Raw genomic sequence first — 26,951 nt, 5'->3', positions numbered from 1 at the left:
TATATATTTTGCAGTTATACAGATGGGCATTTCACCTCCAAAAGATACAGCCAATCTCTGGCATCAAACTATTTAAACTTATCTTATATGTTTCTCCGTAAATTTGATCCCATGCGAATTTAATTTTATTTCTATACATGTGACCACATGAGCTCATATTGTCATCATGGTCAGCAGCAGGCTGATCGGTAGCATACCTTTGTTGGGTTGATCCGATGAGGTTGGCTCCCCAAAATGTGTTTATTCTGAAAGGTATCGGCATCGAAACCGATATCCATTGGGCTGTTAATTTTGTACAACGCCCACTGCTTGGTTGATGGCCATAATCGCCTGCAATTATTGCTTTTGCGCTTATCCACACATTACAGGCTGGCTGCCGGCTGATCTATCCCGACGGATCCTCAGAGATACGTCAAGGCTCACTGCATAGAGGGATAAGTTCATATCCCAGGATTCTTCCAGGAATACCAAAAGAACACCAGAGGAATACCATGCCGAAGGTCACAGTTGAGATCCCCCAGCACATCATAGATGATGTGAACAGGCATGTGGGCGATGGAAAGAAGTTCGTGAGCTTCTCAGATGCGGTGCGCACTGCTCTCAGAAAGATGCTCGATCAGCTCGATGAGATAGACAGGATGCGGGGACGCCTTGAATGAAGATTGGCATATCGATGGAGTTCGATGCGGCTCACCACCTCCCCATGCATGAGGGCAGATGCTCCCGGATCCACGGCCACACATACAGGGTGGAGGTGGTTCTGCAGGGAGAACCAGGAGACGATGGCATGATCATAGATTTCTTTATGCTGAAAAAGATCGTTGGCAGTGTGATCCAAGAGCTCGATCATAACGATCTCAACAGCATTCTCCAGAACCCGACCGCTGAGATGATCGCATCTCACATACAGAGAAGGCTGCGTGAGGAGCTGTCCGGTGTATCCGGAAGGGCAACCCTGCTCTCAGTAAGGCTCTGGGAGGGTCGCGACAAGTGGGTGATGGTGGATGGGTAAAACTGTATGCCTCTGCTCCGGTGGCCTGGACTCGACCGTCGCCGCGACGATCGCGCGCAGATCCGGCATGGATGTCTGTCTGATACACGTGAGCTACGGACAGCAGGCCGAGCGGCGGGAGATCGAGGCGATCGAGAGGATCGCAGATGCCATAGGCGCGTTGGATCTGATGCGCGCCCGTATCGATCTGTTCAGGAACCTCTCGGCACTGACCACCCAGGGCGCCAGGATACCGACGGGTGGAGATGTCTCACTGGATTCTGATTCCACACCGCCGACATGGGTTTACTGCCGCAACACCGTGCTGCTCTCGATGGCTGCAGCATACGCTGAATACCTCGGAGCTGAGAGCATCTACGTCGGGTTCAATGCCGAGGAGGCGATGTCATACCCAGACAACAGGAGGGAGTTCGTAGAGCGGTTCAATGCGCTTCTTGAAAGAGCGGTCGCATCGTTCAGCCGTCCGCCGAAGGTCGTGGCGCCGCTTGTGGATATGCGTAAGAGGGAGATCGTACGTCTCGGCGCCGAGATCAAGGCACCTCTGGAGCTCACATGGTCCTGCTACCTTGATGGAGAGATCCACTGCGGCACATGCGAGTCTTGCCAGCACCGCAGGAGAGGGTTCGTGGAGGCTGGGGTCCCTGACCCGACAGAGTACCGGCATTGATGGATATGTGGGAGAGATCTTCACCAGCCTGCAGGGAGAGGGGCCGCTTCTGGGTCGCAGGCAGGTTTTCGTGAGGTTCTCCGGATGCTCCCTCGGATGCAGCTACTGCGATACACGGGCGTATCTGAGGCGAACAGAGAGCTGCCAGCTCGAGGCCGCTCCGGGCTCGCGCATGTTTATCAGAATCAGAAACCCTCTCAGCGTGGATATGGTCATCGAGTGCGTGAAGCTCCATGCGGCTCCAGAGGTACACAGCGTATCGATAACCGGGGGAGAGCCGCTGGAACAGCCGGAGTTCGCAGAGACCCTCGCAGGAGAGCTGAAGAGCCTGGGGATGAGGGTCTATCTGGAGACGAACGGCTTCTCATGCGATCTCTTCTCGCGCATCGCAGAGCACATCGATATCGCGGCGATCGATGTGAAGCTGCCGGGCACAGTTCGATGCAGCAGAGATCAAAGCGACCGTCTGATAGAAAATGAGCTCGCCTGCCTGAGGAGATCATCCGAGATGGGGATACACACGATAGCAAAGGTGGTGGTGCTGCAGGAGACCGGCGAGCGCGACCTGGAGCGCATCTGCCGTGAGATGCCATCCGTGGACGCCATCGTGATACAGCCGGCCACAGGTCAGTGTATGAGCGAGCTCAAGCTTCTGGCGCTCCACAGCATCGCATCCAGGCATCTTGGAGCGGACAGGGCGATGGTGATCCCGCAGATGCATAAAGCCCTGGGCATGATGTGAAGATCCGGAATCAGGGGATGCCAGGATGCACCGTGTAAATCAATGTCCTCAAGTCAGACCAGCTGACGCTCAGCAAGGTGTTCCCAAATGAAAGAGGTTGTGGGGCATAAGAGGCGTTTTCAGCGCATCATGCCGGTGCTGGAATCCAGAGCGCTCCCGCCGACGTCCTCTGCGGCCTTCTTCTCGCGCTCCTCCTTGCTGAGGGGCTTGTACATCTTTCTGTATTTCTCGCCCCTCTCGTCCCTCTTCCACTCCTCTAGCTTTCTGTCCAGCGCCTCGAACATGTACTTCTCGGCCTGCTTGATCGTATCGAGATCTCCACGCAGCACGAGTATCTCCCGCTCGTCGACCTCCCCGATCACATCGACCCTGGCGCGCCTCTTCACAAGATCGACCTCGAACTTCTCCACGAGCTCCCTTATGACGCTCACGGGTATGCCCGGAGGTATGGCAAGATCGTAAAGCCCCTCCAGGTCCTTCTTACCGCTCTCCATCGCAAAGACCTCTGATCAAATTGAGAATCGAGGGATTTAAGATTGTCGAGATGCCTGGCGGGTCTCAGCCTGAGTGGGATGCTCCCAGCCGGGCACATCCAGCCGCGCTTTTCAAGATATAGACATGCCGGCAAGTGAGCTCATTGCTGATTAAGGCTGTCCGAACTGATACACAGGCGGTCAGAGATGCTGGTCCTCACTCCACCCCCGCCTCCCGCAGTATCCTCGCTGCCTTCTCGCGCCACTCTGCGATGTCCTTCATCGTCATCACATCTATCGAGCCGCCCTGGAACCCGCCGTCTCCGACCTTTTCCTCGATCCACCCCTCGATCTCGAGGTACGCGGATCTGAGCGAGTCCAGAACCTCAGGGTCCGCATCCCACAGTCCCCTCTGATGGGCCTCCAGCAGCCTCCTCCCGATCTCCTCGAGCGCCCACGGATTGCTCTCCTCAAAGAACCTGCGCATATCCTCATCGAGCACGAAGGTCCTCGCTATATCATCGAAGATCCAGTCATCGACCTCCCTCGTCGTGGCCTCCCAGCCGTAGACCCTGCCGACCCTCTTAGAGATGTCGCCTGCGCCCTTGTAGCCGTGTCGCTTCATGCCCTCGATCCATTTGGGGTTGAGAAGCTTTGTTCTCACGACCCTTCTTATCTCATCGGCAAGCGTCCTTATCTCGATCCTCTCACTGTCCCTGGTATCCCCGTAGTACGTGGAGATTTTGTGCCCTGAGAGGCTCTCAGCAGCGTTCGTCAACCCCCCATATGTGCCGAAGTAGCAGCAGCAACCCAGGAGATCGTACTCATCGGTGACGGTCTTGTTGAACGCCACATCCACCGAGCTCAGCATCTTCTTCAGCGCTCCTGGCGCTGGATCTCCGAAGATGTCCTTCCCGTAGGCATAGCTGTTCCACTGCATGAACACATCCGTAAGATCCTTATCGTCCTTCCATGCCGAGGCATACACCGCCAGGTTCACGCCGCTCCCGTAGGTCCCAGGGGGGCTTGCAAAGATCCTCAGAGCCCTCCCATCCCCGCTCTCGATCATGTGCTTTCTCACATAATTCATCTCAGGCGGTTCATCCAGAGATGCCACATCCTGTATCGCAGAATCGAGAAGCTCTATGCATCCCATGAAACAGTCCCTCGTGATGCCGGATACGCGGACAGTGAGATCTATACGGGGTCGTTTGAGATCCTCCAGAGGCATTATCCTGTACCCGCTTACCCTTCCGCCCCTCCACACCGGCTCCACGCCCAGAAGATAAAACATCTGTGCCAGCTGCTCCCCGTCAGACCACATTATGTCGCTGGCCATCCAGTACATCGCCACGTTCTCAGGCCATCTCCCGTGCTCTTTCCTGTATCTCTCCAGAAGCTTCTCAGCGAGCTGTTTGCCCACAAGAGCTGCTGCCTGCGTCGGGATGTTCCCCGGGTCCAGTGAGTACATGTTCCTGCCGGTCGGCAGCACCTCCGGCCTACCTCTTGTGATCAGTCCTGATGGGCCTGGCCTGACGAACCCGCCATCGACCGCGTGCATCAAGCTCCCCATCTCATCTGACTCATCCATCCGCCTGGATATGTCCAGGACGATCTCCCTCACCTCAGGATCTGCATCCTCGCCGCTAAGAACAGCCCTGACAGCATCTCTGAGATCTGCAGCGCTCTTAACCAGCGGCTTTGTGATGGCGCTTATCATCTCCACCCTCTTTTCGCCCTGCGGAACCTCGCCGAAGATGTGCATGCCATCTGGAATGTATGAGCTGTATATCTCAGAGAGCTTTGCATGCGCTCTTTCAATGATCTCCTCAAAATTGTGATCTTCAGGATCAGCCCCAAGCTCCTCTGCGAGATTTGATCTCTCCAGAAGCTCCAGGATTATGTGCTTCAGAGCGTGTTTTCTCCCGTGATCCTCAGCCTTTCTGTACTCCGCTATCCTCTCGTCCAGCTCCTTGAGCTCGCCGTAGAGACCAGCGGTTGTCATCACGGTCTGCATGTGATCCACGATCACCGCGTAGCTCCTGCGCTTCGCAACGGTCCCCTCCGGAGGATTATCGGAGTTGTAGATGTAGAGATGCGGTGTATCGCCTATCGCGATATCGGGGAAGCAGTTCTGAGACAGAGCAACAGACTTTCCCGGGAGGAACTCGAGGTTTCCGTGTGTTCCCACGTGTATTATGACATCTGCGCCGAAATCTTTCTGAAGATACCTGTATGTCGCCAGGTACTGATGCGGCGGCGGGATCTCAGGATCGTGGAGGATCCTGCACGCCTGGCCATCGCATCTCGCCCCTGCACACCCTCTCTTCGGCTGGACGCAGACCACGACATTCCCGTACCTCCTTCCGGTGACGACGATCTTTCCCTGATAAACCATGGGCACCGGCACCCCATCCCTGGGCTCGCCCGGCGGCCTTCCCCATGCGCTCCAGATCCGAGTTCTGCTCTCCTCCGGGAGCTCGCTGAACCATTCGCTGTACTTTTCCTGATCCACAAGCGCCAGCGCTCCGCCCCTGCTCACTATCTCCTGAACAGTCGTCCACCTGAACTCAGAGATCGCCTTGTGATTCAGTATGTCCTCTATCAGCTCCTTACCGCTCTTCGGAAAGGAATCCAGCGTGTATCCGAGCTCTGCGAGTCTGGAAATTATCCGCGCCACGCTCTCAAGAGAATCGAGATGCGCTGCCGCTCCCACCGTGGCCTCCACAGAGGCGCAGGGGCTGTTGTGCAGTACGAACGCTATCCTTCTCTCAGACCTGGGCTTCGATCTGAGTCGTATCCATGAGCGGATTCTTCTGACAAGCTTCTCAACACGCTCCTCTACAGGATAATGAATCTCGACCTCGTCCCCCCACATCTCCCTTCTGGCTGCAACACCCACCGGTATGTTCTCTATAAGCCCCTCGAACTCCGGTAGGGCCAGGGACCATCCGATCTCTGCCGGATCCATCCCCTTTATGTCCTCCCTCCACTCATCCTCTGTCTTGTGATACAGCGTCAGAGGATGCAGTACGGGCACATCGATCTCCTCCAGAGATCTTATTGAAACCTCAACGCTTCCAGCATGGAAGACGGACTGGAGATTTATGATCAGGTCCACGCGCCCTGAGAGGAACTCCCTGACCACCTGATCTATTGGCTTCGCATCCGGCTGCTTTGATCCCACGCTGCCGAGACCGAAGGCAGCGATCACATTGAACTCCTTCTCCAGGGATCTTATGAGATGATCCACGATCTCCAGATCCCCGTTCGCCCAGTATGTCCTGAAGAACAGTATCCCCACGGTGTGCTCATGTCTGAACGGCCTCCACTCCAGGTACTCCTCGATCGTGCTGAACGCTTTCCCGGAATCCGGATGGTATATCCCCTGCCAGAGCGTCTCCTGAGGTTCTCTGCAGGGGAGATCGAGACCCAGGACCTCTCTGCCTATGTAGAGAAGCATGTTCCTGATGTTCTCCAGGCCACCGTAGACCACATACGCATTCACAGTGGCCACGACCTTCTGAGAGACACCCCGGGAGAAAGACCAGAGCGCAGGATCGAAGCCGAACGCTATGACCGGTTTCCCGGTCTCCAGGAGCTCATCAAACCTGCCATCATGCGTTGGATGCACGAGGATGACATCCGCCTCGTTCAGAGATCTCCTGCACTCCTCCAGGGTATCCGGATCTAACAGCTCCTGGACAGACCAGGCTTTTAGATCAATCCCGAGCTCTGCGCCGGCCTGGACAAGCAGCGCTTTGTCGCTAGCCCATGTCAGCGCCCTCACTCGCATGCAAACCCTCCGTTGAGTGATCTTATGGGGATTACAAAGGGCCGCTCGAGCTGCATGACCACCGCCTCCACGCTGTAGACCTCACGCAGCATCTCAGGTGTGAGGAGGGATGATGCGTCGCCGGCAGCCCATATCCTGCCATTTTTGAGCACTGCGAGCTTGTCGACGAATCTGGCAGCCAGATTGAGATCATGGACCGCCATGACCGCGGAGATCCTCTTCCTCTGAACCATCTCCCTGATGATCTCCATGACCTCCAGCTGGTGCTTCATGTCCAGATTTGATGTTGGTTCATCTAAAAGAAGGACGGACGGCTCCTGGGCAAGGGCTCGCGCTATGAGGACCTTCTGCCTCTGACCGCCGCTGAGCTGGCCGAACTCGCGCATCGCAAGATCCTCTAGATGGAGGAGCTCTATGACCTCTGTTACGATCTCCAGGTCTCTATCAGATACCCGCCAGCTGATGTGAGGCTTTCTCCCCATGAGTATCGTCTCGAAGACTGTGGTGCCCATCGCGCCGCTTCCCGACTGCGGGACGTAGCCTATCTCCCTTGCGATCTCACCCCTGCTCATCAAGGTGAGATCCCTGCCGTCGAGGAGTATGCTCCCCCTCGGCTTCAGTATCCTGTCGATGCACTTTATCAGGGTGGTCTTGCCGGAGCCGTTTGGGCCGACGAGGCCCAGAATCTCGGAATCCCCGACGACCAGGTTCAGGTCGTTCAGAATCAGACTGGAGCCGTAGCTGAATGATACATTCTGTATGGTGATCTTCACCAAAACTCCTTCCTCCTTTTCAGGAACAGATAAACAAAGAACGGCACCCCCAGGAACGATGTCATTATGCCAACAGGCAGTATCACGGGCGCCAGAACAGTCCTGGCGAGCGTGTCCGCGGCGAGAAGTAGGAGAGCGCCCATGAGCGCGGATCCCGGGAGGAGAAACCTGTGATCCCCGCCTAGGACCATCCTGGTCATGTGTGGCGCCACGAGGCCTATAAATCCGATGGTGCCCGTGAAGCATATAACGCTCGCTGTTATGAGAGACGCAAAGACCATGGAAAGAACGCGCGTCCGCTCGACGTTCACGCCCAGGCTCTTCGCTGTCTCGTCACCTGCGCCTATCGCGTTTATGTCCCACGACTTCAGGATCAGATACGGAAGACAGATGATAATTACAAGCGCTGATGCATAGACCTTCTCCCACGACGATCTTCCGAGAGAGCCCATCATCCAGAATACGACCTCCTGGACCTGCTCTGCTCTCCCGACATACTGGAGAAAGGAGGTCATCGCCGAGAAGAAGTACATGATCGCGATGCCCGCGAGGATCATGGTCTCGGGCGTTATCCCCTTGTACTTGGCCAGACCGTAAACCGCAAAGGTCGCAAGAAGTGTGAAGACGAACGCGTTTCCTATTATGAGGTACTCGCCGCCCGCGAACCCGGCTCCCAGGATTATGGCGAGCGCTGCGCCGAATGAGGCTGCGGATGATATGCCGAGCGTGAACGGGCTGGCCAGTGGATTCTTCAGTATGCCCTGCATCACAGCCCCTGCGATCCCGAGCCCGGCGCCCGCCACCACCCCCATCATGATCCTGTGGAGCCTCAGCCCCCACACGATCGTATCCGCAAACCACGTCGTCTCGAAATGCCCGGGGAATGCCCTGGCGAGTATCGCGCTGTAGACCTCGAAGACAGAGAGGTTCGCAGATCCCAGCGTCGCGGAGACGCCCGCGACTGCTATTATGCAAAGGGAGATCGCTGCCAGAAACAGCAGCTTTCTCCCCACGAATCTGGTGTATTCCTCCTTCAGGGCGATTCTCGATTGCATGCAGTCCATTTATGTCAAGAGTCTCCGTTACACTTCAGGGTACACGAATATCCTGTTCTCCGGATATTTCAAACCCAGGAACTCCAGGTACTCGCTGTAAACGCCCTCCGGATCCAGATTCACCTCAGGATGGAGGATCTTCGCAAGATACGTGAGACCGACAACATCATCCAGTCCGGCCATGATCTCCCAGTTGACCACGTAGACCCTGTTGTTCTTCACAGCGTTCACGCTTGCTGCACCGCTCCTTCCGAGGATCTCGTTGAGCGTGTTCTCCAGATTCACCGAATCGGTCGATGGCGGTTTTTCCCAGCCGAGCTGGGTGGATGTCGATCTCTTTATTATAACATCAGGATTCTTTGAGATCACCCACTCCCACCCGATCTTTGGATACGCATCCTTCAGATCATTCGCTACGCTGTAGCCCCTCGCCATTGAGACAAGCTGCGCTGCGCCTGAGCCGGTGCCCATCGTTGTGAGCTCTCCACCCTTCGATGTCCACTCCACGTAGACCTTTGGAACGTTCCTGTTCGCCACAGCGTTCTCAACATCCGCCTGCTTCTCCTCGTACCACTCTATGAAGCGCTGCGCCTCCGCCTCCTTTCCGAGGATCCTGCCGAGGAGCTCTATCTCCTTCGTCATGTTCTCCGGCTTGTAGAAGTCCAGGCCGATTGCAGTGATGCCTTCGAATGGCTCCAGCCTCTTTGCCACCTCCACTATGCCGTAGGGCTTATCCGGATACGTGTAGCTTATCACGATTATGTTTGGAACGATCCTATCACCGCTCCTTGCGATCTCCCCTATCATCTCGTAGTCAGGCTCGTTCCACTTTCCCACGCTCTGCCTGTTCTTCAGGGCGGGGAAGTAGTACGCCTTGTTCTTCACGCTGTCCGATATCCCCACGATCTTATCTGCTGCCCCCAGAATGGTCACAGCCTCTGCCGCGTCGGAGTTCAGCACTATGATCCTCTCCACAGGCATCTGTATGGTGACCTCACGCCCTGCGGAGTCGGTGATGGTCATCGGATACTCGGCGCCTGAGCAGAACGATGTAACAATCAGTAAAAGCAATACTGAATATGAGATCCATTTAATCATAACATATTCCCCTTTATTCGATATTATTATCACCCAATGCGTCATTTGCTGTTTAAGTTAATAAGTATTTTGTATTCTGTGTCAATTAAAAATAAATTGAGATCCCCTCAGGGGACGTACTGATACTTTCCTGTGGGGAACTGCGCGATCGTGCCGTTCCAGGCTGGCTTGAAGGTGCTTATTGAGGTATTCCTGCATGTGCAGTCGAAGATACCTATCTGCCCCTTGTTCGCCTTGCTGTAATCAGGAACATCGAAGAACCCGCCCATGCAGCACGGGAGCCAGTCCTCCATCGTCACCGCCTTGGATTTCGTGACCTCCAGCTTCATGTTCCTCTGTATATCGAAGTTGCCGATGTAGTTCTCATCGATCTCGATGAGAGCACCCTTCACACCCAGAGCCTTCATCGATGAAGATGGTGTGTAATACGTTTTTGTAGTTTTATCTACCTTCTTAGAAGCCGACTTTAAAGTCTGTGGATTCGTTAGGAGCTCCGCGATCTGCACAGTGCCCTGGATGACCTTGTCCTCGAGCTTCATGCTCGCGAGGCCGTATCCATCCTTAGTCTCCGTGGGTCCGGTGCAGTTCAGCTCGACAGCCATATCGCCCACGAATCCACGTGCGTACTCGAGCTGGTGGAGCATCATGCTCCCCTCCTGGTAGCTCTTCGCGACGGTTCTGTCCTTAAGAAGGGAGTTGTAAGTTATCGGATGTGATGCATACCATCCTGTGCCGTATGCGAAGGTCATCGGCGACTGTGTCATGTCGCTCTGCCTGGTGAGCTTGATGACACTGTTCGCGCCGGTCCATTGCTGCTTCCACTCAGGCACTATCTTCCCATTTGCAAGACTCTGATAGTAGTAAGACCCACCATGTCCAGTCTTCTGCTGCGAGTCTATTATATCCGCCACATCGAATGATCCGCTGCCGTGCATGTACTCGACAGCTGAGAGGTTATTGGTGTTGATGTTCTGATACACCATCACAAAGCCCTCTCCTGTCACATCCCCCTCCGAGTGATGCGTGTGCTTCAGCGCCTCCTTTCCGGGGTTGAGATCCCATGGACCTGCATATGTGCTTCCCAGTACAAATAATAGTACTAAGGAGATTACAATCATCTTTCTTTTCAGATGATTCATTTTCGTCCTCCCTCTTTTTAATACTATTTTTACATATCATGAGATAATGTATTATTTAAGCATTACTGGATCTAAAAAAGTCTGTTGTTTTGGATTATAGATGTGATTTCAGTTCCGCTGTAAAGCGTTGATATCCACAGCTCTCAGGTTCTCGGAACAGATGTTTGTCTTGCGAGCTGTGGCCATTGCTGTCGATGCCGGTGCGGAGTCGGTGACAAAGGAGTTCGCACTGAATGTCCTCAGAAATCCAGTGTGTTCCATGCTGTCCATTTGGAGCTGTGTCTCTGAGTATCTGGAGAGGTTCCAGTCGGCCCTCTCAATCCTGGCCATCGTCTCATGTGAAAGCCCCATGCCATCCCTGATCATCAGAATCACATTCCTGGCATGAGAATCCCCGAGATCATCTTTATCCAGCACTGGCAGATGTGCACGAGAGTGCAACCATCAGGCTCAGAAGTGTATATAGTAACATCCTCACTCAGATACCTCAGAGCGTCGATTTCTCTCAGAGAATATAATTTTGATCGAAATAGAATATAGTTATGGGCTTAGAGTATGTAGATTAATTTAAAATATTTACTAACTGCGCCCTGTGGTTTGGGATGAACTCTGGAAGCATCCTGAGGACATCTCAAAACCCTGCATGTCAACGGCAGAGGCATGCCAAAAGAATGAGGCTGATTCAGGATTTGGGATTGTAATAGCGCCTCAGCAATCCATACGCCTCAATCCGATTATCCCAAATCCGCGTAGATTACACAAGGGCGGGTGCTGCTGGTGGGACTTTTATGCGACAGCCCTTTGATGGGCTGTGAGCACGCTGGCAATTTCCATCCAGGTTGGTCTTTCAACATCACGGTTGTTCCCGCCGATCCGAATCGAGCACTGCAGCACCTCTGGAGAGCGCCTTCAGCACTTTTCAGGGGGAGAGATGCATTCTGCCCTTTATCGATGCCGATCCCCTCGAGTATCTCGATCTGCTGCTTGGTTCAGAGGGGGAAGAGAAGCATTCTGCCCTTTATCTCGAGCATCTCGACATCTATCCCGTAAGCGGATCTGATGTTATCAGGCGTCATGACATCTCGGGGTTCGCCCATCGCAACGACATTCTCCATATCCGAGGGGTTGCCATCGATCTTCCTCATGAGGACTATTCTGTCTGAGAACATCAGCGCATGGTTGGGATCGTGAAGGGTCATCACAACGGTCATTCTGCCGTTAGCTGCAAGCCCGGTCACTATCTTCAGTATCCTTATCTGGTTCCTGAAGTCCAGGTACGATGTCGGCTCATCCAGCAGCAAAAAAGATGGCTCCTGAACAAGCGCCCTTGCGATCATCGCAAGCTGGCGCTCTCCGCCGCTCACCTCTGTGTAAGGGCGATCCGCAATATGCAGAGCGCCAACCATATCAAGTGCCCTGTAGGCCTTCTCAAGATCACGCTTCCCCGGCCTGGAGAGCGGGGAGAGGTGGGGCATACGGCCGGTCAGAACAACATCGAGAACTGTAAATGGAAACGTCGCCCTCTGAGCCTGCGGCACATGCCCGATCAGCCTTGCAAGATCTCTGGAGCTGAGCGAGCCCGTATCTCTTCCGTCCACATAGACCTTCCCGCTCGTGGGTGGAAGCAGGCCATTGATGAGCTTGAGCAGGGTTGTCTTGCCACAGCCGTTTGGCCCAACAAATGTTATGACCTTGCCTCTCTCAAGATGCATGAAGATATTATTCAGCACGATCCTGCCGTTGTAGCTGAGTGAGAGCCCCTCTATCGAGATCCCGCAGCTTGATGTCATTCCCATCCCCCGCTGCGTGTGCTTCTCAGGAGATATGCGAAGAACGGCGCGCCTATAAGAGTGGTTATAACGCCCACGGGCACCTCAAAGCCCATGCCAGCACGTGCGATGTCGTCCACCAGCACCATGAATGTGGCTCCGAATGCCATGCATAGGGGAATCAGATGCGTGTGATCGGGTCCGAATAACATCCGGATCATGTGCGGCACAACAAGCCCCACGAAGCCGATTATCCCGACGACTGAGACGACTGCAGAAGCAGCAAGTGCCGCGGCCAAAACAAAGAGAGCCTTGTAAAGATCCGTGTTCATGCCGACACCTCTGGCCTCCTCATCACCAAGTGCCAGGACATTCAGCCTCCATCGCAGCAGAAAAATTATCATCATACCAGCAGCTGCAAGCGGAAGCGCGCTGTTTACCCTGGACCAGCTCGCGGCTCCAAGGCTGCCCATCAGCCAGTAGACTATGCTCTGCAACGCCCGTTCGTTAACTGCTATCTGGATTATCGAGAGCATTGAGTCGAAGATCGCCGATACTATAACACCGGACAGGATGAGGGATATCACCGGTGTGCTGCCCCGGGAGCTCGCTATGTAGTATGCAAAACCGACGGCTATGAGGCTGAATAGCAATGCTGATATCTGAACAGGAAACTGAGGCACGATCGCTATCGAAAGCGCGGCGCCGAATGCTGCCCCTGACGAGATGCCGAGTATGTAGGGGCTCACAAGCGGATTTCTGAATATTCCCTGGAAGGTCGCACCTGCTGCAGATAGAGAAGCGCCAACGAGCAGCCCGAGAATTATTCGCGGGAGACGGACCTCGAAGATGACAGTCCTGTATGCCGTTGGGTACCGCACCTCAGTGCCTGTGAGATTGGATATAATAATATGAAACAGATCCACAGGATCTATGGGATATCTGCCTATGAAGAGCGATAGACCAGCCGCCAGAAAAGGGGATATTAAAATAAAAAAATAAATTAGATTTCTGTATTTCGACCGACCCGCAACCATCATGCCTTCTCCATGCTCGGGTAATGCACTCCCCACATGTCCACGTGGAAGTCATCGATGGTCCTGTTCATATCCACATCCCTGAACTTATCTGGATGGAGATCCATTGCCACGTGCAGTAGCGCTAGAGGCATGCGTGGGGAGAACGCGTCGAATAGATACGGATTCCTGATCTCGTAAACCCGACCGTTCTTAACAGCGTTTATATCCTTCCATCCCTTGAAATCATCACCAGTCAGTATATCCTCTGGATCGAGATTCTCGTTGTACCACATGTATATCACATCAGGATTGAGCTTTATCAGAGTCTCCAGGTTTACTACCGGATGCTCCATCGTCATGGCGGTCTCGTTCTCAGCGAACTTCATCACATTGACACCACCAGCGAGCTCTATGAGATCGTTTATCCCGCTATTAACGCCTGCTGTCCCCAGAACATCGGTCCACATCCAATAGACCTTAGGTCTCTCGCTCTCCGGGATGTTGCTGGTCACATTAGTTGTTATGTTCATATAATCGTGCATTATCTTCTTAACCTCCGCAGCCCGCTCCATTCTGTCGGATATCGCCCCCATTGTATCGACCTGGTGGAGCACGTCATCGATCGATCTGACGAATATCGCAAAGACCGGAACACCAAGCGTCTCCTCGATCGCTTTGATGTTTACATCATCTGGGGTGGTTGCCCATAGAACCACAAGATCCGGATCTGCCCTGGCCAGGGATTCGAGATCGACACGATCGCCTGTCATGCTGACCGTGAGCTTCTTCTCGAAGTCAGGATCTATCACCGGGAATATATCCTCAAGCAGCTTTCGCATCCATTTGTCGTCCTTCAGAGCCACGATGTTCTCAGGATCTCCCACAGCATAGTACGTCTTAAGCGCGTTTTCCATCATGAAAACCACACGCTCGCTCGGGGAGTTGATCTTCACCTCACGGCCCAGATCGTCTTTTATTGTGATCTCCGCGCAGCATGCAGCAGATACAGCCAGAACAAGGCATGCAAAAGCTGCAACCACGGATATTTTATGCATTTTTATCACCCGCATCCTACTTAAATAGATATTTTTCATTTTCAGTAACATTAAGTGCTATTTAATCTTTCTTGTCTGGGAACCTTGCCTTCAAGTGCTCAAGTGCCTCACCTGACGAGGATTATGTGCTCAATCTCTGTATCATTGATGCATTTAGCTGGTCGACGACAACTTGGGGACCACGATACGATAGCTGCATTCAATCTCATATTATTGACACTTTATCAGATAATCAATCTACAATCCAAGATTGGTTTCATATCTTAATACCAAAAATCTACTTATATGACAAGATATGATCAAACCCCAAAGAGGTATAAAGATGCATCATCTCAAGAGGCGCACGATTCCGTTCACATCAATCGTTGGCCAGGACCTGATGAAGCTGGCCCTTGTGCTCAATGCCATCAACCCGAGGATAGGCGGTGTTCTCATACGTGGAGACAAGGGCACCGCCAAATCGACTGCAGTTCGGGCCCTCGCAGATCTTCTCGATGAGATACCGGTCGTCGATGGCTGCCCGTTCAACTGCAACCCATTCAGCGAGGATGAGATGTGCGATATCTGCTATCAGAAGAGCCAGAATGGCGATCTGCAGGTTCTGATGAGGAGAATGCCTGTGGTGGACCTGCCGCTCGGAGCCACAGAGGACAGGGTTGTAGGCTCTCTGGATGTGGAGCGCGCGATAAAGGAGGGGATAAAGGCGCTGGAGCCTGGGATACTGGCTGCAGCAAACAGGGGCATTTTATACATAGATGAGGTGAACCTTCTCGACGACCATGTCGCTGATGTTCTTCTAGATGCAGCGGCAATGGGGGTGAACATCGTCGAGAGGGAGGGGGTGTCGGTTGCGCACCCATCGAGGTTCATGCTCGTCGGCACCATGAACCCTGAGGAGGGTGAGATCCGTCCGCAGCTTCTCGACCGCTTCGGCCTCCAGGTCAACGTCGAGGTTATCTCAGATGTCGATCTCAGAGTTGAGATCGCAAAGAGGGCCGAACGTTTTGAATCCGATCCTGAGGCGTTCATCTCGGAGTGGAGCGATGAGCAGAACCTCCTGCGCGAGAGGATCCGCAGGGCTAAGCAGATGCTTCCAGGGGTCGTGATGGACGACTCTCTCCTGAGGCTCATAGCCCGGACATGCATCGAGATGGGGGTCAGAACTCACAGGGCTGAGATAGTCACTGCCAGAACTGCCAGGACAATAGCTGCATTCGAGGGCAGGAACGATGTCACGGAGGAGGATGTGAGGAGGGCGATGATCCTGGCGCTGCCCCACAGGATGAGGAGCAAGCCCTTCGAGCCGCCATCGATGGCCCAGGAGAAGCTCGAGCAGGCGATCTCAAAACACCAGGAGCAGAAACACCAGCAGAAGCATCAGCATGAACACCACCACGAGCATCACGATACACCACAGGAGGAAAGCTCTGAGGCCCCCAGCGAGCAGCCAGAATCAACGCCTGATGAGAGGGTCTTCGAGATAGGCTCCCCGATAGATGTGAGACAGCTCAGGAACAGCCTGAGGCGCGACAGGGTGCTGAGAAGGATGCCCAGGGGACGAAGGGTGAGCAGTCTGAGCATGCGCAGATCTGGCAGATACCTGAGATCAAAATTGCCCGTGGACGGGAAGGACATCGCATTCGATGCGACGATCAGGGCGGCTGCACCCTACCAGCACCTGCGCGAGAGAAGGTTCGCGGTGAGCATCCTCCCGCAGGATATAAGGGAGAAGGAGCGGGTCAGGAAGACATCTGCCACGGTGCTGTTCGTGGTCGATGCTAGCGGCTCCATGGGCGCGATGCGCCGGATGGAGAGTGCAAAGGGCGCAGTCCTCTCGCTGCTCATGGAATCCTACCAGAAGAGGGACAGGATAGGAATGGTTGCATTCAGGGGGAACGATGCAGATCTTCTCCTCCCCCCGTGCTCCAGCGTCGATCTGGCGCTGAAACGGCTCTCAGAGCTTCCTACCGGCGGCAGGACTCCGCTCTCTGCAGGACTCTCAAAGGCTCTAAGGGTCATACAGGGTGAGCTGAGGAAGAACAGGGAGATCAGGCCGATGATGGTGCTCATATCTGACGGGCGGGCGAACGTCTCGATCTCAGGGGACCCGAAGAGGGAGATCGTTCAGCTCGCCGAGGAGGCGAGGAGGCTCGGGGTCCATACCGTTGTCATAGACACAGAGGTCGTGGGGTCATCGTTCATGGAGATGAGGCTGGGATACTGCAGGGACCTCGCAGAGGCAGCCGGTGGCAGATACTATCCCATCACCGACATCACGCCTGAATCCCTAAGCAGGATCGTGGAGCAGGAGCATCTGGGTCTGTTCCAGGGAAGCTGAGAAGCCTTTTATCTCTGCAGCAAGATCTCCCCCCACATGTCATCCCTCTCGGGAGATGTTGGCGGCCTGAGGCTTGAGAATCCTCTGATACTGGCGGCCGGCATTCTTGGAACTACAGGCGCATCAATGCGCAGGGTCGCGCTCGAAGGCGCAGGGGCTGTGGTGACAAAATCCATCGGAGTGGAGCCCAGGGACGGCCATCCCGGGCCGACAGTTGTCAGGCTGGGCGTCGGCCTCATAAACGCGATGGGCCTCCCGAATCCCTCATACAGATCGTTTCAGGATGAGATCGATATCGCGAGGGAGGGCGGGGTGCCTGTGGTCGCGAGCATCTTCGGCTCATCCCCGGAGGAGTTCGCAGAGATCGCCTCTGCTCTGGATGTAGACGGGTTCGAGCTGAACCTCTCGTGTCCGCATGCAGAGGGCTACGGGATGGAGATCGGCTGCGATCCCGCGAACGTCGAGGAGATCACGAGAGCTGTGAGGAGAGCTGTTAATGTTCCTGTATGGGTCAAGCTCACCCCCAATGTGACGGACATAAGGGTCCTCGGGATCGCGGCACAGCGCGGTGGTGCGAACGCAGTCGTCGCCATAAACACCCTGAAGGCGATGGCGATAGACGTCGAATCCGGATACCCGATACTGGGCAACGTGATCGGCGGTCTCTCGGGGCCGGCGATCAAGCCGGTCGCCCTTAGATGCGTGTACGAGCTCTCCGGCGTTCTTGAGATACCAGTCATCGGAGTCGGCGGCGTCTCATGCTGGCAGGATGCTGTTGAGATGATCATGGCCGGAGCAGCTGGCGTCCAGATCGGAACAGCGCTCATGGGCGGGCTTGAGGTCATAAGGGATATCACGAGTGGGATCATCAGGTTTCTCGATAGAAAGGGCTGGAGCCTGGAGGAGATACGGGGAATCGCGCGGAGGCGTGGATCGACTGCACCTTCGAAGGAATATCCCCTCTCAGCATCTTCGACTACGTCGAAGAGTTTCGACGAAGTCGAAACGCACAAGGAGGTTCCATGAGGTTCAGGCCGGCGAATCTTGTTATAAAAGATGTGGTGCGTGAGACAGCATCTGTCAGCACTATACGCTTCGACAGATCGCTTGACCCCACACCGGGGCAGTATATCATGGTGTGGGTTAGGGGAGTGGACGAGATACCGATGAGCTTCTCCGCCCCGGACTCGATCACAGTGCACGCGGTGGGTGATGCAACAAGAGCTCTCTGCGCGCTCAGGCCGGGGGATAGCGTTGGCAGCAGGGGTCCGTTCGGAAATGGCTTCAGGCTCACCGGCGAGAGGATCCTGCTCATCGGTGGGGGTGTCGGGGTGGCTCCGCTCGCTTTTCTCGGGGAGGATGCCAGGGCGAGGGGGGTCGAGGTGACCTCCCTGATAGGGTTCAGATGCCGAGAAGACATCATATTTTTGGACAGGTTCAGGCGGCTTGGGGATGTGATACTCACCACAGACGATGGAAGTGCTGGAATCGAGGGGAGGGCCTCAGCAGGCCTGAGCGAGATCGATCCTGAGGATTACAGTCAGATATACCTCTGCGGCCCTGAGATGATGATGATCGATATAATAAGGAGATGCAGAGAGCACGCCTCGAGGATCCAGGCGAGCATCAACCGGTACTTCAAGTGCGCCGTGGGGATCTGTGGATCGTGCTGCCTCGATCCTGATGGGATAAGGGTGTGTGTTGAGGGGCCTGTGATCACAGGGGACAGGCTCCTCGAGAGCGAGTTCGGGAGGTACAGGCGCGGCCCATCCGGGATGAGGGAGAGCTGCTACTAGAGGTTTTGCTATGATAGCACGTTTCAGATACGGAGATCGTGTGTTTAATGGAGATGTTGATGGTGACCGCATTGTATCAGACGGCGTTTCATACGAGCTGGAGGAGGTGAAGCTTCTCCCGCCATCAGTCCCCACAAAGGTTGTCTGCGTGGGTCTGAACTACCTGGAGCATGCGCGGGAGCTCAGGATGGATCTGCCAGATGAGCCGATCATCTTTTTAAAGCCGCCATCCGCTGTTGTGGGCCACGACGATGAGATAATCCTGCCGGAGATGAGCAGACGCGTCGACTACGAGGGCGAGCTTGCTGTTGTCATTTCCAGGAGGTGCAGGAGGATCTCCGCAGATGAAGCTGATGATTACATTCTGGGATACACATGCTTCAACGATGTCACAGCCCGCGATCTCCAGCAGAAGGACGGCCAGTGGACCAGGTCGAAGAGCTTCGATACATTCGCTCCTGTGGGGCCATGGGTGGCTCAGATGAGCGTTGAGGATGCGGAGGACCTCAGCATATCCACCAGGGTCAACGGGGAGACAAGACAGAGATCGAACACCTCTGACCTGATATTCGGGGTCGCAGAGCTGGTGGAGTTCGTGAGCTCCATAATGACGCTGGAGCCAGGAGATGTCATAGCAACAGGCACACCTCCAGGGGTTGGAAGGCTCGAGAGCGGCGACATCGTTGAGGTCGAGATAGAGGGGATAGGCCTGCTCAGGAACCGGGCAGTCTAACATTGACCTGAGCCTCACAATCCCTGCGTGATGACGGGGCTCCGCTCAACCAGCGATGCTCGTAGCAGTGCCTTTGCGGTTGTTCTCCAAGCTGCCTGGGTAAATCTTTTATGATTCGATGAATACAGTGATGTCAATGCGTCTGATCACATCGGTTCTCATCCTGCTCCTCCTCCCAGCGCTCTTCGGCGCTCTGGCTGGCACAGAGGACGGCTCGTTCTGCCCGACATGCCCTGACTGGACGAACCTTGATGGATGGTACAGGCAGAAGGAGGCGTACTCGCAATCGCAGCTTCCTCCCGCGCTCAGGACTGCGCAGCAGAACGAGACGCTTCAGGTCAAGAGCGCAGAGAAGAGATACGAGGTGGAGGAGATCGCAGCAGATGCTGGGGATCTTGCAGGTGCTGTGCCCGTCGATTCCCGCTCGCCTGAGGAGTATGCAGCGGGCCATATACCCGGGGCCAGGAACATCTGGTGGAGATCTGTGAGATCTGGAGAGAGCATAAACGCATCCGCGCTCGTCGAGGCCTTGAGGGAGAACGGCGTGAACACCACAGACAGAATCGTGGTTTACGGAGAGGAAGGCGATGCATCATACCTCTTCTGGGCTCTGGAGTACATCGGGCACAGAAACGTCAGCCTGCTGAATGGCGGAGTTGACGCATGGGCGAAAACAGGCAGAGCACTGGTGCGGAACTCCCCATCGATGCCTCGATCCGACTACAGCGGGATTATCAGTGAGGATCTCCTCATAAAGCCAGAGGATCTCGAGGATGTGATCGGTGCCGCTCAGATCATAGACACGCGGGAGAGCTTTGCAGACTTCGGCAGATCCAGGATCCAGGGGGCTATACAGATACCGATCTCAACGGTGATCGCAGACAATAGCGTCAGGGACGCGGCATCACTGGAATCGATATTCTCAGGCCGCGGCCTTGACAGAGGAAGATTGCAGATCGTGTACGGGGATATGCCGGATGCGAGCATCATGTACTACTGCCTGAGGCTGATGGGCTACAGGGCCGCGCTTATGGACGGCAACTGGAGGGCATCCGGCGCGGTCGTGGGCAACATCAGATGAATGCATTCTTTCTGGGCGGTCGGCCGCATGCTACTGCAGCGTCTGCAGAATCTCATCGGAGACAACGCCCCTGCACACGGTCACAGCTGGGCCCTCCATGAAGGCTTTCTCTCCCACAAACGAGATCAGCAGGGGCCCGCCTCTGGTTCTGACCTCGACCGAGTCACCCACAAGGCCGAGCCTGCGGGCGACTGCAGCTGCTGCCACAGAGCCCGTGCCGCATGATAACGTCTCGGCCTCGACCCCGCGCTCGAACGTTCTGACCTCCAGATGATCCCCGTGCCTGACAAAGTTCACATTCGCCCCCTCCGGGAAGCATGAGCTGTGTCTGATCTTTGGGGCCATCCGCTCCACAGGAAGATCGAGATCATCGACGAATATCACAGCGTGCGGGACGCCTGTGTTCACCGCAGATACCTCGAAGCCGTGGATCGGCACCTTCAGAAACAGCCCCTCGCCCTCAGCGGGAATCTCAGAGCGCTCGAATCTGGGGATGCCCATCTCAACCCTCGCCCAGAATCTGTTGCCATCCATTCTGACATGGATTGGTATCACGCCAGCCAGCGTCTCAACAGAGAAGCTCTCCCCCACATAACCGCTCTCCCATGCGTGCTTTGCTAGGCAGCGTATACCATTTCCACACATCTCAGCCTCAGAGCCATCCGGCTGGAGGAGACGCATGCCGATATCCGCTTTTTCTGAGGGCACCAGAAAGAGAACACCATCGCCGCCGATGCCGAAGTTGCGATGGCACAGAATCCTGGAAGCCTCGCTTTTCGCATCTTCCGGTATCCTCTCCCTGTTCAGCTCATCTATGAGTATGAAATCATTCCCATTCCCATGAAGCTTCACGAACTCCAGCTGATTCATGTCTTCTCCATGGGACCTCCCTTTATATCCCTCTTCCCAGAATGGTATCAGGGTGGTGATGGATATCAGGCCGATTCTGCAGGTTGCTCTGGATCTTCTCGAGATCGATCGGGCGGTTGAGATTGCCAGGGAGGCGATAGCGGGCGGAGCGGACTGGATCGAGGCGGGCACGCCGCTGATCAAGAGCGAGGGAATGGATGCTGTTCGCGAGCTCCGGCGCTCTCTCCCCGGCGTCAGGATTGTTGCTGACATGAAGACAATAGACACCGGCGCCATGGAGGTCGAGATGGCGGCGAAGGCCGGCGCAGATATCGTGGCGCTGCTTGCGATATCCGATGATTCGACCATACAGGACGCGCTCCGTGCCGCGAGGAAGTACGGAGTTGAGATAATGGTCGATCTCCTCTCCACACCGGATCCGGTGAAGCGTGCGAAGGAGCTTCAGGATCTCGGGGTGGACTACATCTGCGTGCATGTCGGCATAGATCAGCAGATGATCGGAAAGAGCACCATAGATCTCCTCAGGGAGGTCGTCCAGGTAGTCAGCATTCCGGTGGCTGCAGCCGGAGGCATAGATGCGTCCTCTGGAAGAGATGCGATCTTCTACGGTGCATCGATAGTGATAGTCGGAGGCAACATAACAAGATCTGCGGATGTCACAGGCTCTGCCCGGAGGATCAGAGAGGCGATAGACCATGTCGAGGGCGCTGGCACTTCCCGGAGGAGCCTGGAGGAGGAGATGATCTCCATATTCAGAGAGGTCTCCACGCCGAACATAACTGATGCGATGCACCGCAAGGGCGCGATGCGCGACATACTCCCGATAATTCCAGGAACTAAGATCGTGGGCACTGCGGTGACAGTTCAGACCTTCGAGGGCGACTGGGCGAAAACTGTGGAGGCAATAGATGAGGCCGGGCCGGGGAAGGTCATTGTAATCTACAACGGCAGCCGCCACATCGCGCCGTGGGGAGGGCTGGCGACGCTGAGCTGCATGCAGAAGGGTGTTGAGGGGGTCGTGATCGATGGAGCTGTCAGAGATGTGGACGAGATCCGCAGGCTCAATTATCCTGTGTTCGCAAGCGCCATAGCCCCCACTGCGGGAGAGCCGAAGGGAATGGGGGAGATAAATGTGGAGATCGTCTGCGGAGGGCAGGTTGTGCGTCCGGGGGATTACATCGTGGGGGATGACTGCGGTGTCGTGGTGATACCGAAGGAGAGGGCCTACGAGATCGCGAGAAGAGCTAAAGAGGTCGAGAAGAACGAGAGCAGACTCTTCGAGGAGATAAGAAGAGGGAGGACGCTGTCCGAGGTCGCAAAGCTGAAGAAATGGGAGAAGCTCTGAAAATGGCATGCAGGGCCTCTCTGCATGATGGCTCTAAAGCTCGAGCTGACTCATGTTCGCGAATCATCTGAGTCCGCGTCGAGACCGGTTTCTCGTGAGCAGCATGACCCATACCCCAGCATCTGCCGTCATCGCTGAATCAGCTGATGAACCACCCGACTTTTTATTTGAGATCTTTGATGTAAACGTGTATCGAGATGGGAGATCTCATGCATGTGGTCTACGGAGATACTTTTCTGTATCTGAATGGACAAGCCTCTCTGTGGACCAGATGGCTGCTGTGCTCCGGTGATCCAGGCTCACAATCCAGGAGCGCACAAGTTGAGTTGACTGCATGGCATGCCAGTCATTCACTAAATAATTTTATCTAGTTGTCCATCCATGTAATCTACTGTACGTACTACATGCAGGAAAATTTATGAGTTTGACTGGAGCGAGATGACTGGATGCTCGCCGCGATCATGGTGGATGCGATGTCCTATAAAGAGAAGATACTCAGGGCGATTCAGGACTCCAAGGATGGTCTGACAACGGTAGAGGTGGCCAGGCAGGCTGGGGTGAGCAAGACGACAGTCATAAAATACCTCTCCGTTCTCAGATCTGAGGGAAAGTGTGAGTACGTGGAGGTCGGCCCCTCGAAACTCTGGCGCGCTGTGACCCCCAAAAAAGAGATATGCAAGCGCGATATAGAGCCATGTGAGGTGGAATCTGTCTCGATCAAACCACCGGACGATAGCGGGATGGTCTCCATCTCATTCAGGGTCAGGGCTGATCAGCTTTCTGCGCTTCTCAAACAGATACAGTCTATAGAGGGCAGGTGCTGAGATGATGCGCAGGCAGTCGTATAAATAGTAATACTATAAGTAGAATGATTACTACAAGAGGGTGGTTGGAGGGAACCCATGCGCATACCTGCTGAGATACACAGGTTTTTCGATATCGGCGAGGGTCAGACCCTCCTGATAAAAGGCCTGCCCGGAACCGGCAAGACCACGCTCGCATTTGAGATACTGAATGAGATGTGCGAGAAGAGAAATGGGATGTACATCTCCACGCGTGTCGATCCTGACAGGCTTTACAGGACGTTTCCCTGGATAAAGGAGATCGTGCCGCCGAGAAATGTCGTTAACGCGACGCAATCAAAGCTTCTTCAGACTCTGAGAGACATCGCCGGAGGGATACCGACATACGATACAGTCCTGGATTTCTTCCGCGTCCTCTTCGAGGATGTGGAGGAGATGGAGAGCCCGATCATAGTCTTTGACAGCTGGGACGCGCTGATGAACTACGTCTCTCCGATAATAAAGGAGCAGCAGAGCTTCGAGCAGAATATATGCGAGTTCGCAAGGGACATGGGGATCCACATGATATTCGTCAGCGAGTCCGCTGATCTGATGCCGCTCGACTACATAGTCGACGGCGTTGTTTACATGGAGCACTTCAGGATCGCCGGAACTCCCTCTTCCGCTGTGCGGGACAGCATGCGGACTAGATACGCCCGCGAGATCAGGCTTGAGAAGCTCCGCGGCGTTGAGATACTCCAGCGCGCATTCACAGCAACGCTTCATGGTGGCAGATTTCAGTGCTTCACTCCCTGTGTTGAGGAGGTAGATGCCAGTATCGGCGGAGATCACATGAGAATCCCGGATCCGACAGATGATTGCGCATCGACAGGCATTCCACAGCTCGATGAGATAACCGGCGGTCTCAGGTATGGATCCTGCAATGTCCTGGAGATCAACCACGGGGTTGGAAAGCGGTACTACCACATACTCACAGCCCTTGCTTCAAACGCTCTGAAGAACGGGAGAGCTGTGTGCATAATCCCGTCGATAGGATACCAGCTAAGCCCCAGGGAGATCTTCGTGCCGACGAATGTCCGTGTTGTCCAGCCTCATGGGAAAGATATAGTCTCATGGGGAAAAGAGCTGCTCGGCATATGGGATGAGCTGCGTGAGCGCAGCGGCCGGCCCATTCTCAACATAATCGGCATGGACGCGATGGAGTTCGCCTTCGGGTACAGGCAGCTTCTGAACATAGCGAACCGGCTGATCAACCAGTGGAAGGAGACGAACGACATCAATCTGCTGGTCGTAAAGACCGGCCAGGAGAGCATCAACATGGCGATTCACGTCGCAGACACGTACTTCGTCGTCAACGAGCTCAATGGAGGGCTCTGCATATACGGCGTGATCCCGCGCACCGAGCTCTACAACATGAGCATGGAAGGCGGGAGCAGGATCTGCCTGACGCCGATAGTCTAAAATCAGACTCATGCGGGATCACCTCCATTACGTCCACTCAGGAACTGTATCGCCCATGATAAGCCCGCATCTATCGCTGAGAGCATTGCCCTGGGAGAGGGATGCACAGAGCGCTGCAGGTGCCAACTGACAGAGCAGCGCTCTCCTCGAGGAGGACTCACGCATAGTTCGGGAGATCTGGCTCCTCGCACGCGCCATGCGTCTCTGCCTGAAGCACCCTGGCGATCGCACGCTCGAAGTCCCTCTGGAGCACCTGCGTCCGCTCCTCGCGGATTGCAGACATTCCTGCCTCGGTGACTATCGCCTTCAGGTCCGCACCGCTCGCGTTCTCTGTTAGATCCGCTATGCTTCTCAGATCCACATCAGGGCTGAGGTTCATCCCCTTTGTGTGGATGAGGAGGATCGCATACCTCCCATCACGGTTGGGCAGCGGGACGTAGATCGCCCTGTCGAACCTTCCCGGGCGGAGAAGTGCTGGATCGAGCATATCGGGTCTGTTTGTGGCGCCTATTATCTTGACCTCCCCGCGCGGATCGAATCCGTCCATCTCAGCGAGCAGCTGCATCAGTGTCCTCTGGACCTCACGATCCCCGCTCGTCGCACCGTCAATGCGCCTGGAGCCTATCGCATCGAGCTCATCTATGAATATGATGGCAGGGGCCCTGCTCTTTGCCAGATCGAAGAGCTCCCGGACAAGCCTGGCGCCCTCTCCTATGTACTTCTGGACGAACTCGCTCCCGACCACCCGCAGGAACGTCGCCTCTGTGCTGTTGGCCACCGCCTTGGCGAGAAGTGTCTTGCCGGTGCCCGGAGGCCCGTAGAGAAGAACGCCCTTTGGCGGCTCGATCCCGACCGCCTGGAAGAGATCAGGTCTCTTCAGCGGGAGCTCCACGATCTCCCTGAGCTCGGCGATCTGGCTGTCGAGGCCACCGATGCTGGCGAACGTCACGTCCGGCACCTCCTCGACCTCCATTCCAAAGACCATGGGATCGCGCGGTGATGGAAGCACGCACATCACCGCGAACGTCTGCTGGTTCAGACCGACCTGCACACCCGGCCTCAGCTCCTCCTCGATGAACTGCGAGACGCTCACGACAAGTCTTGGGCCTGTGCTCGACTTCACGATCACCCTGCTCTCGTCGAGAACCTCCACAACCGTACCGACGATCATGGGCCCGACACGCAGACGCTCCAGCTCGCTGCGGAGCTTCCGGGCCTCGCGCTCGTACTTGAGCTTCTGGTTCTCTATCAGCCGCTTCTCGCCCTCCGCGCGGTCCTTCTGCTCCCTCAGGGCGAGGTTGCGCTCCTCAAGCTGCTTCATCCTGTCCAGGATGTACTTCGAGAAGTCGGGTCCACTTTGAGGCTCGTTCATCCCATCTCCAAAGCTTATTAAACTCCGAGGGCTATAAAAGATTTCCGAGATGAGAGAGATGAGCGATAGGCAATGTGAGATCTGCGGCGCAGACATCTCTGGCTCTCCCGAGAGGATAGTGATCGACGGCTCGGTTCTTGAGGTCTGCAAGAGCTGCGCTCGCTTCGGCAAGCCTGAGGACAAATGGTCTCCTGTTCCGAGAAAGATCGTGCCTGTTGAGAGGAGCTTTCGCGTGCAGAAGCCAAAGCCACGCGACCACTTCAGGGATCTAGTGGAGGTAGTGCCGGATTACGGGAATATTATAAAAAATGCCAGGGAGAGCATGAATCTCTCTCTCGAGGATCTGGCTCTCAGGATAAAGGAGAAGGCATCTCTTCTCAGAAAGATCGAGCGCGAGGAGCTCGTCCCGGAGGACGATGTGAGGAAGAAGCTGGAGAAGGAGCTCAAGATAAAGCTCACCGAGGAGACGACCGAGGAGAAGCTCAAATCGCGGGGAGGATCGAAGGTTCTGACGCTCGGGGATATCGCAAACATCAGGAAGAGATGATTTGCAG

25 protein-coding genes are annotated in these 26,951 nt (G+C 55.2%); 13 read left to right on the top strand and 12 right to left on the bottom strand.

Annotated features, from left to right (window positions below; all coding sequences use genetic code 11):
- Positions 1–491 precede the first annotated feature (491 nt).
- Genes QHG98_04265 through QHG98_04250 form a run of 4 tightly spaced genes read left to right on the top strand, consistent with a single transcriptional unit; the run spans position 492 to position 2,421 of the window.
- Entirely contained in the window at positions 492–659 is a 168-nt protein-coding gene (locus QHG98_04265; protein ID MDH7596947.1) for a CopG family transcriptional regulator, read from the top strand.
- A complete protein-coding gene (gene queD, locus QHG98_04260) occupies positions 656–1,012 on the top strand; it encodes a 6-carboxytetrahydropterin synthase QueD (protein ID MDH7596946.1) in 357 nt (118 codons plus the stop codon). The genes QHG98_04265 and queD overlap by 4 nt, the downstream gene beginning before the upstream one ends.
- Entirely contained in the window at positions 1,005–1,679 is a 675-nt protein-coding gene (gene queC, locus QHG98_04255) for a 7-cyano-7-deazaguanine synthase QueC (GenBank protein MDH7596945.1), read from the top strand. The genes queD and queC overlap by 8 nt, the downstream gene beginning before the upstream one ends.
- A 7-nt stretch (positions 1,680–1,686) precedes the next feature.
- A complete protein-coding gene (locus QHG98_04250; protein ID MDH7596944.1) occupies positions 1,687–2,421 on the top strand; it encodes a 7-carboxy-7-deazaguanine synthase QueE in 735 nt (244 codons plus the stop codon).
- 119 nt (positions 2,422–2,540) lie between these two features.
- Here the strand turns inward: QHG98_04250 and QHG98_04245 are convergent, their stop codons facing one another.
- From QHG98_04245 to QHG98_04200, 10 genes are all read right to left on the bottom strand, one after another.
- Entirely contained in the window at positions 2,541–2,915 is a 375-nt protein-coding gene (locus QHG98_04245) for a hypothetical protein (protein MDH7596943.1), read from the bottom strand.
- Between the two features lie 196 nt (positions 2,916–3,111).
- Positions 3,112–6,690 (bottom strand): cobaltochelatase subunit CobN, encoded by a 3,579-nt coding sequence (locus QHG98_04240; GenBank protein MDH7596942.1) that lies wholly within the window; start codon positions 6,688–6,690, stop codon positions 3,112–3,114.
- Complete coding sequence (locus QHG98_04235; protein ID MDH7596941.1) at positions 6,681–7,466, bottom strand: ABC transporter ATP-binding protein; 786 nt, start codon at positions 7,464–7,466, stop codon at positions 6,681–6,683. The genes QHG98_04240 and QHG98_04235 overlap by 10 nt, the downstream gene beginning before the upstream one ends.
- Complete coding sequence (locus tag QHG98_04230; GenBank protein MDH7596940.1) at positions 7,460–8,527, bottom strand: iron ABC transporter permease; 1,068 nt, start codon at positions 8,525–8,527, stop codon at positions 7,460–7,462. The genes QHG98_04235 and QHG98_04230 overlap by 7 nt, the downstream gene beginning before the upstream one ends.
- A gap of 18 nt (positions 8,528–8,545) precedes the next feature.
- Positions 8,546–9,589, bottom strand: coding sequence for an ABC transporter substrate-binding protein (locus QHG98_04225; protein MDH7596939.1), 1,044 nt, complete (start codon positions 9,587–9,589; stop codon positions 8,546–8,548).
- A 134-nt stretch (positions 9,590–9,723) separates the two neighbouring features.
- The gene (locus QHG98_04220; protein MDH7596938.1) at positions 9,724–10,755 is read right to left on the bottom strand and encodes a hypothetical protein; all 1,032 of its coding nucleotides are present in this window, start codon (positions 10,753–10,755) and stop codon (positions 9,724–9,726) included.
- Between the two features lie 108 nt (positions 10,756–10,863).
- On the bottom strand, positions 10,864–11,130 hold the full coding sequence (locus QHG98_04215; GenBank protein ID MDH7596937.1) for an alkaline phosphatase: 267 nt from the start codon (positions 11,128–11,130) through the stop codon (positions 10,864–10,866).
- Positions 11,131–11,744: 614 nt separating this feature from the next.
- Positions 11,745–12,545 (bottom strand): ABC transporter ATP-binding protein, encoded by an 801-nt coding sequence (locus tag QHG98_04210; protein MDH7596936.1) that lies wholly within the window; start codon positions 12,543–12,545, stop codon positions 11,745–11,747.
- Positions 12,542–13,561, bottom strand: coding sequence for an iron ABC transporter permease (locus QHG98_04205; GenBank protein ID MDH7596935.1), 1,020 nt, complete (start codon positions 13,559–13,561; stop codon positions 12,542–12,544). Before QHG98_04205 ends, QHG98_04210 begins: the two co-directional genes overlap by 4 nt.
- The gene (locus tag QHG98_04200; GenBank protein ID MDH7596934.1) at positions 13,561–14,598 is read right to left on the bottom strand and encodes an ABC transporter substrate-binding protein; all 1,038 of its coding nucleotides are present in this window, start codon (positions 14,596–14,598) and stop codon (positions 13,561–13,563) included. Before QHG98_04200 ends, QHG98_04205 begins: the two co-directional genes overlap by 1 nt.
- A gap of 322 nt (positions 14,599–14,920) precedes the next feature.
- Between QHG98_04200 and QHG98_04195 the strand changes: the two genes are divergently transcribed.
- From QHG98_04195 to QHG98_04175, 5 genes are all read left to right on the top strand, one after another.
- Positions 14,921–16,936: a putative cobaltochelatase gene (locus QHG98_04195; GenBank protein ID MDH7596933.1), complete on the top strand. Its 2,016-nt coding sequence runs from the start codon at positions 14,921–14,923 to the stop codon at positions 16,934–16,936.
- Between the two features lie 36 nt (positions 16,937–16,972).
- Positions 16,973–17,962, top strand: a complete 990-nt coding sequence (locus QHG98_04190) for a dihydroorotate dehydrogenase (protein MDH7596932.1) — start codon at positions 16,973–16,975, stop codon at positions 17,960–17,962.
- Positions 17,959–18,732: a dihydroorotate dehydrogenase electron transfer subunit gene (locus tag QHG98_04185; protein ID MDH7596931.1), complete on the top strand. Its 774-nt coding sequence runs from the start codon at positions 17,959–17,961 to the stop codon at positions 18,730–18,732. The genes QHG98_04190 and QHG98_04185 overlap by 4 nt, the downstream gene beginning before the upstream one ends.
- Positions 18,733–18,742: 10 nt before the next feature.
- On the top strand, positions 18,743–19,465 hold the full coding sequence (locus QHG98_04180) for a fumarylacetoacetate hydrolase family protein (protein MDH7596930.1): 723 nt from the start codon (positions 18,743–18,745) through the stop codon (positions 19,463–19,465).
- Positions 19,466–19,601: 136 nt separating this feature from the next.
- Positions 19,602–20,546: a rhodanese-like domain-containing protein gene (locus tag QHG98_04175; protein MDH7596929.1), complete on the top strand. Its 945-nt coding sequence runs from the start codon at positions 19,602–19,604 to the stop codon at positions 20,544–20,546.
- 30 nt (positions 20,547–20,576) lie between these two features.
- Here the strand turns inward: QHG98_04175 and dapF are convergent, their stop codons facing one another.
- Positions 20,577–21,416 (bottom strand): diaminopimelate epimerase, encoded by an 840-nt coding sequence (gene dapF / locus QHG98_04170; protein MDH7596928.1) that lies wholly within the window; start codon positions 21,414–21,416, stop codon positions 20,577–20,579.
- Positions 21,417–21,474: 58 nt separating this feature from the next.
- On the opposite strand from dapF, the gene QHG98_04165 reads away from it, so the two are divergent.
- The 3 genes from QHG98_04165 (at position 21,475) to gvpD (ending at position 25,025) form a co-directional block, all read left to right on the top strand.
- Positions 21,475–22,761 carry a bifunctional hexulose-6-phosphate synthase/ribonuclease regulator gene (locus QHG98_04165; protein MDH7596927.1) on the top strand — a complete coding sequence of 429 codons (1,287 nt, stop codon included), beginning with the start codon at positions 21,475–21,477 and terminating at the stop codon, positions 22,759–22,761.
- Between the two features lie 446 nt (positions 22,762–23,207).
- Positions 23,208–23,585, top strand: coding sequence for a winged helix-turn-helix transcriptional regulator (locus QHG98_04160; GenBank protein MDH7596926.1), 378 nt, complete (start codon positions 23,208–23,210; stop codon positions 23,583–23,585).
- A 78-nt stretch (positions 23,586–23,663) separates the two neighbouring features.
- Entirely contained in the window at positions 23,664–25,025 is a 1,362-nt protein-coding gene (gvpD, locus tag QHG98_04155; GenBank protein MDH7596925.1) for a gas vesicle protein GvpD, read from the top strand.
- Positions 25,026–25,182: 157 nt separating this feature from the next.
- Here the strand turns inward: gvpD and QHG98_04150 are convergent, their stop codons facing one another.
- Positions 25,183–26,397: a proteasome-activating nucleotidase gene (locus QHG98_04150; protein MDH7596924.1), complete on the bottom strand. Its 1,215-nt coding sequence runs from the start codon at positions 26,395–26,397 to the stop codon at positions 25,183–25,185.
- Positions 26,398–26,446: 49 nt separating this feature from the next.
- Here QHG98_04150 and QHG98_04145 point away from each other — a divergent pair, with 49 nt between their 5' ends.
- Positions 26,447–26,944 carry a multiprotein bridging factor aMBF1 gene (locus tag QHG98_04145; protein ID MDH7596923.1) on the top strand — a complete coding sequence of 166 codons (498 nt, stop codon included), beginning with the start codon at positions 26,447–26,449 and terminating at the stop codon, positions 26,942–26,944.
- Positions 26,945–26,951: the final 7 nt, after the last annotated feature.

Source organism: Methanothrix sp., from assembly GCA_029907715.1.
In the GTDB taxonomy this organism is placed as follows: Archaea; Halobacteriota; Methanosarcinia; order Methanotrichales; family Methanotrichaceae; genus Methanothrix_B.
Note: the sequence above shows the minus strand (reverse complement) of the source record. Positions and strands in the feature narration are given on the sequence as shown.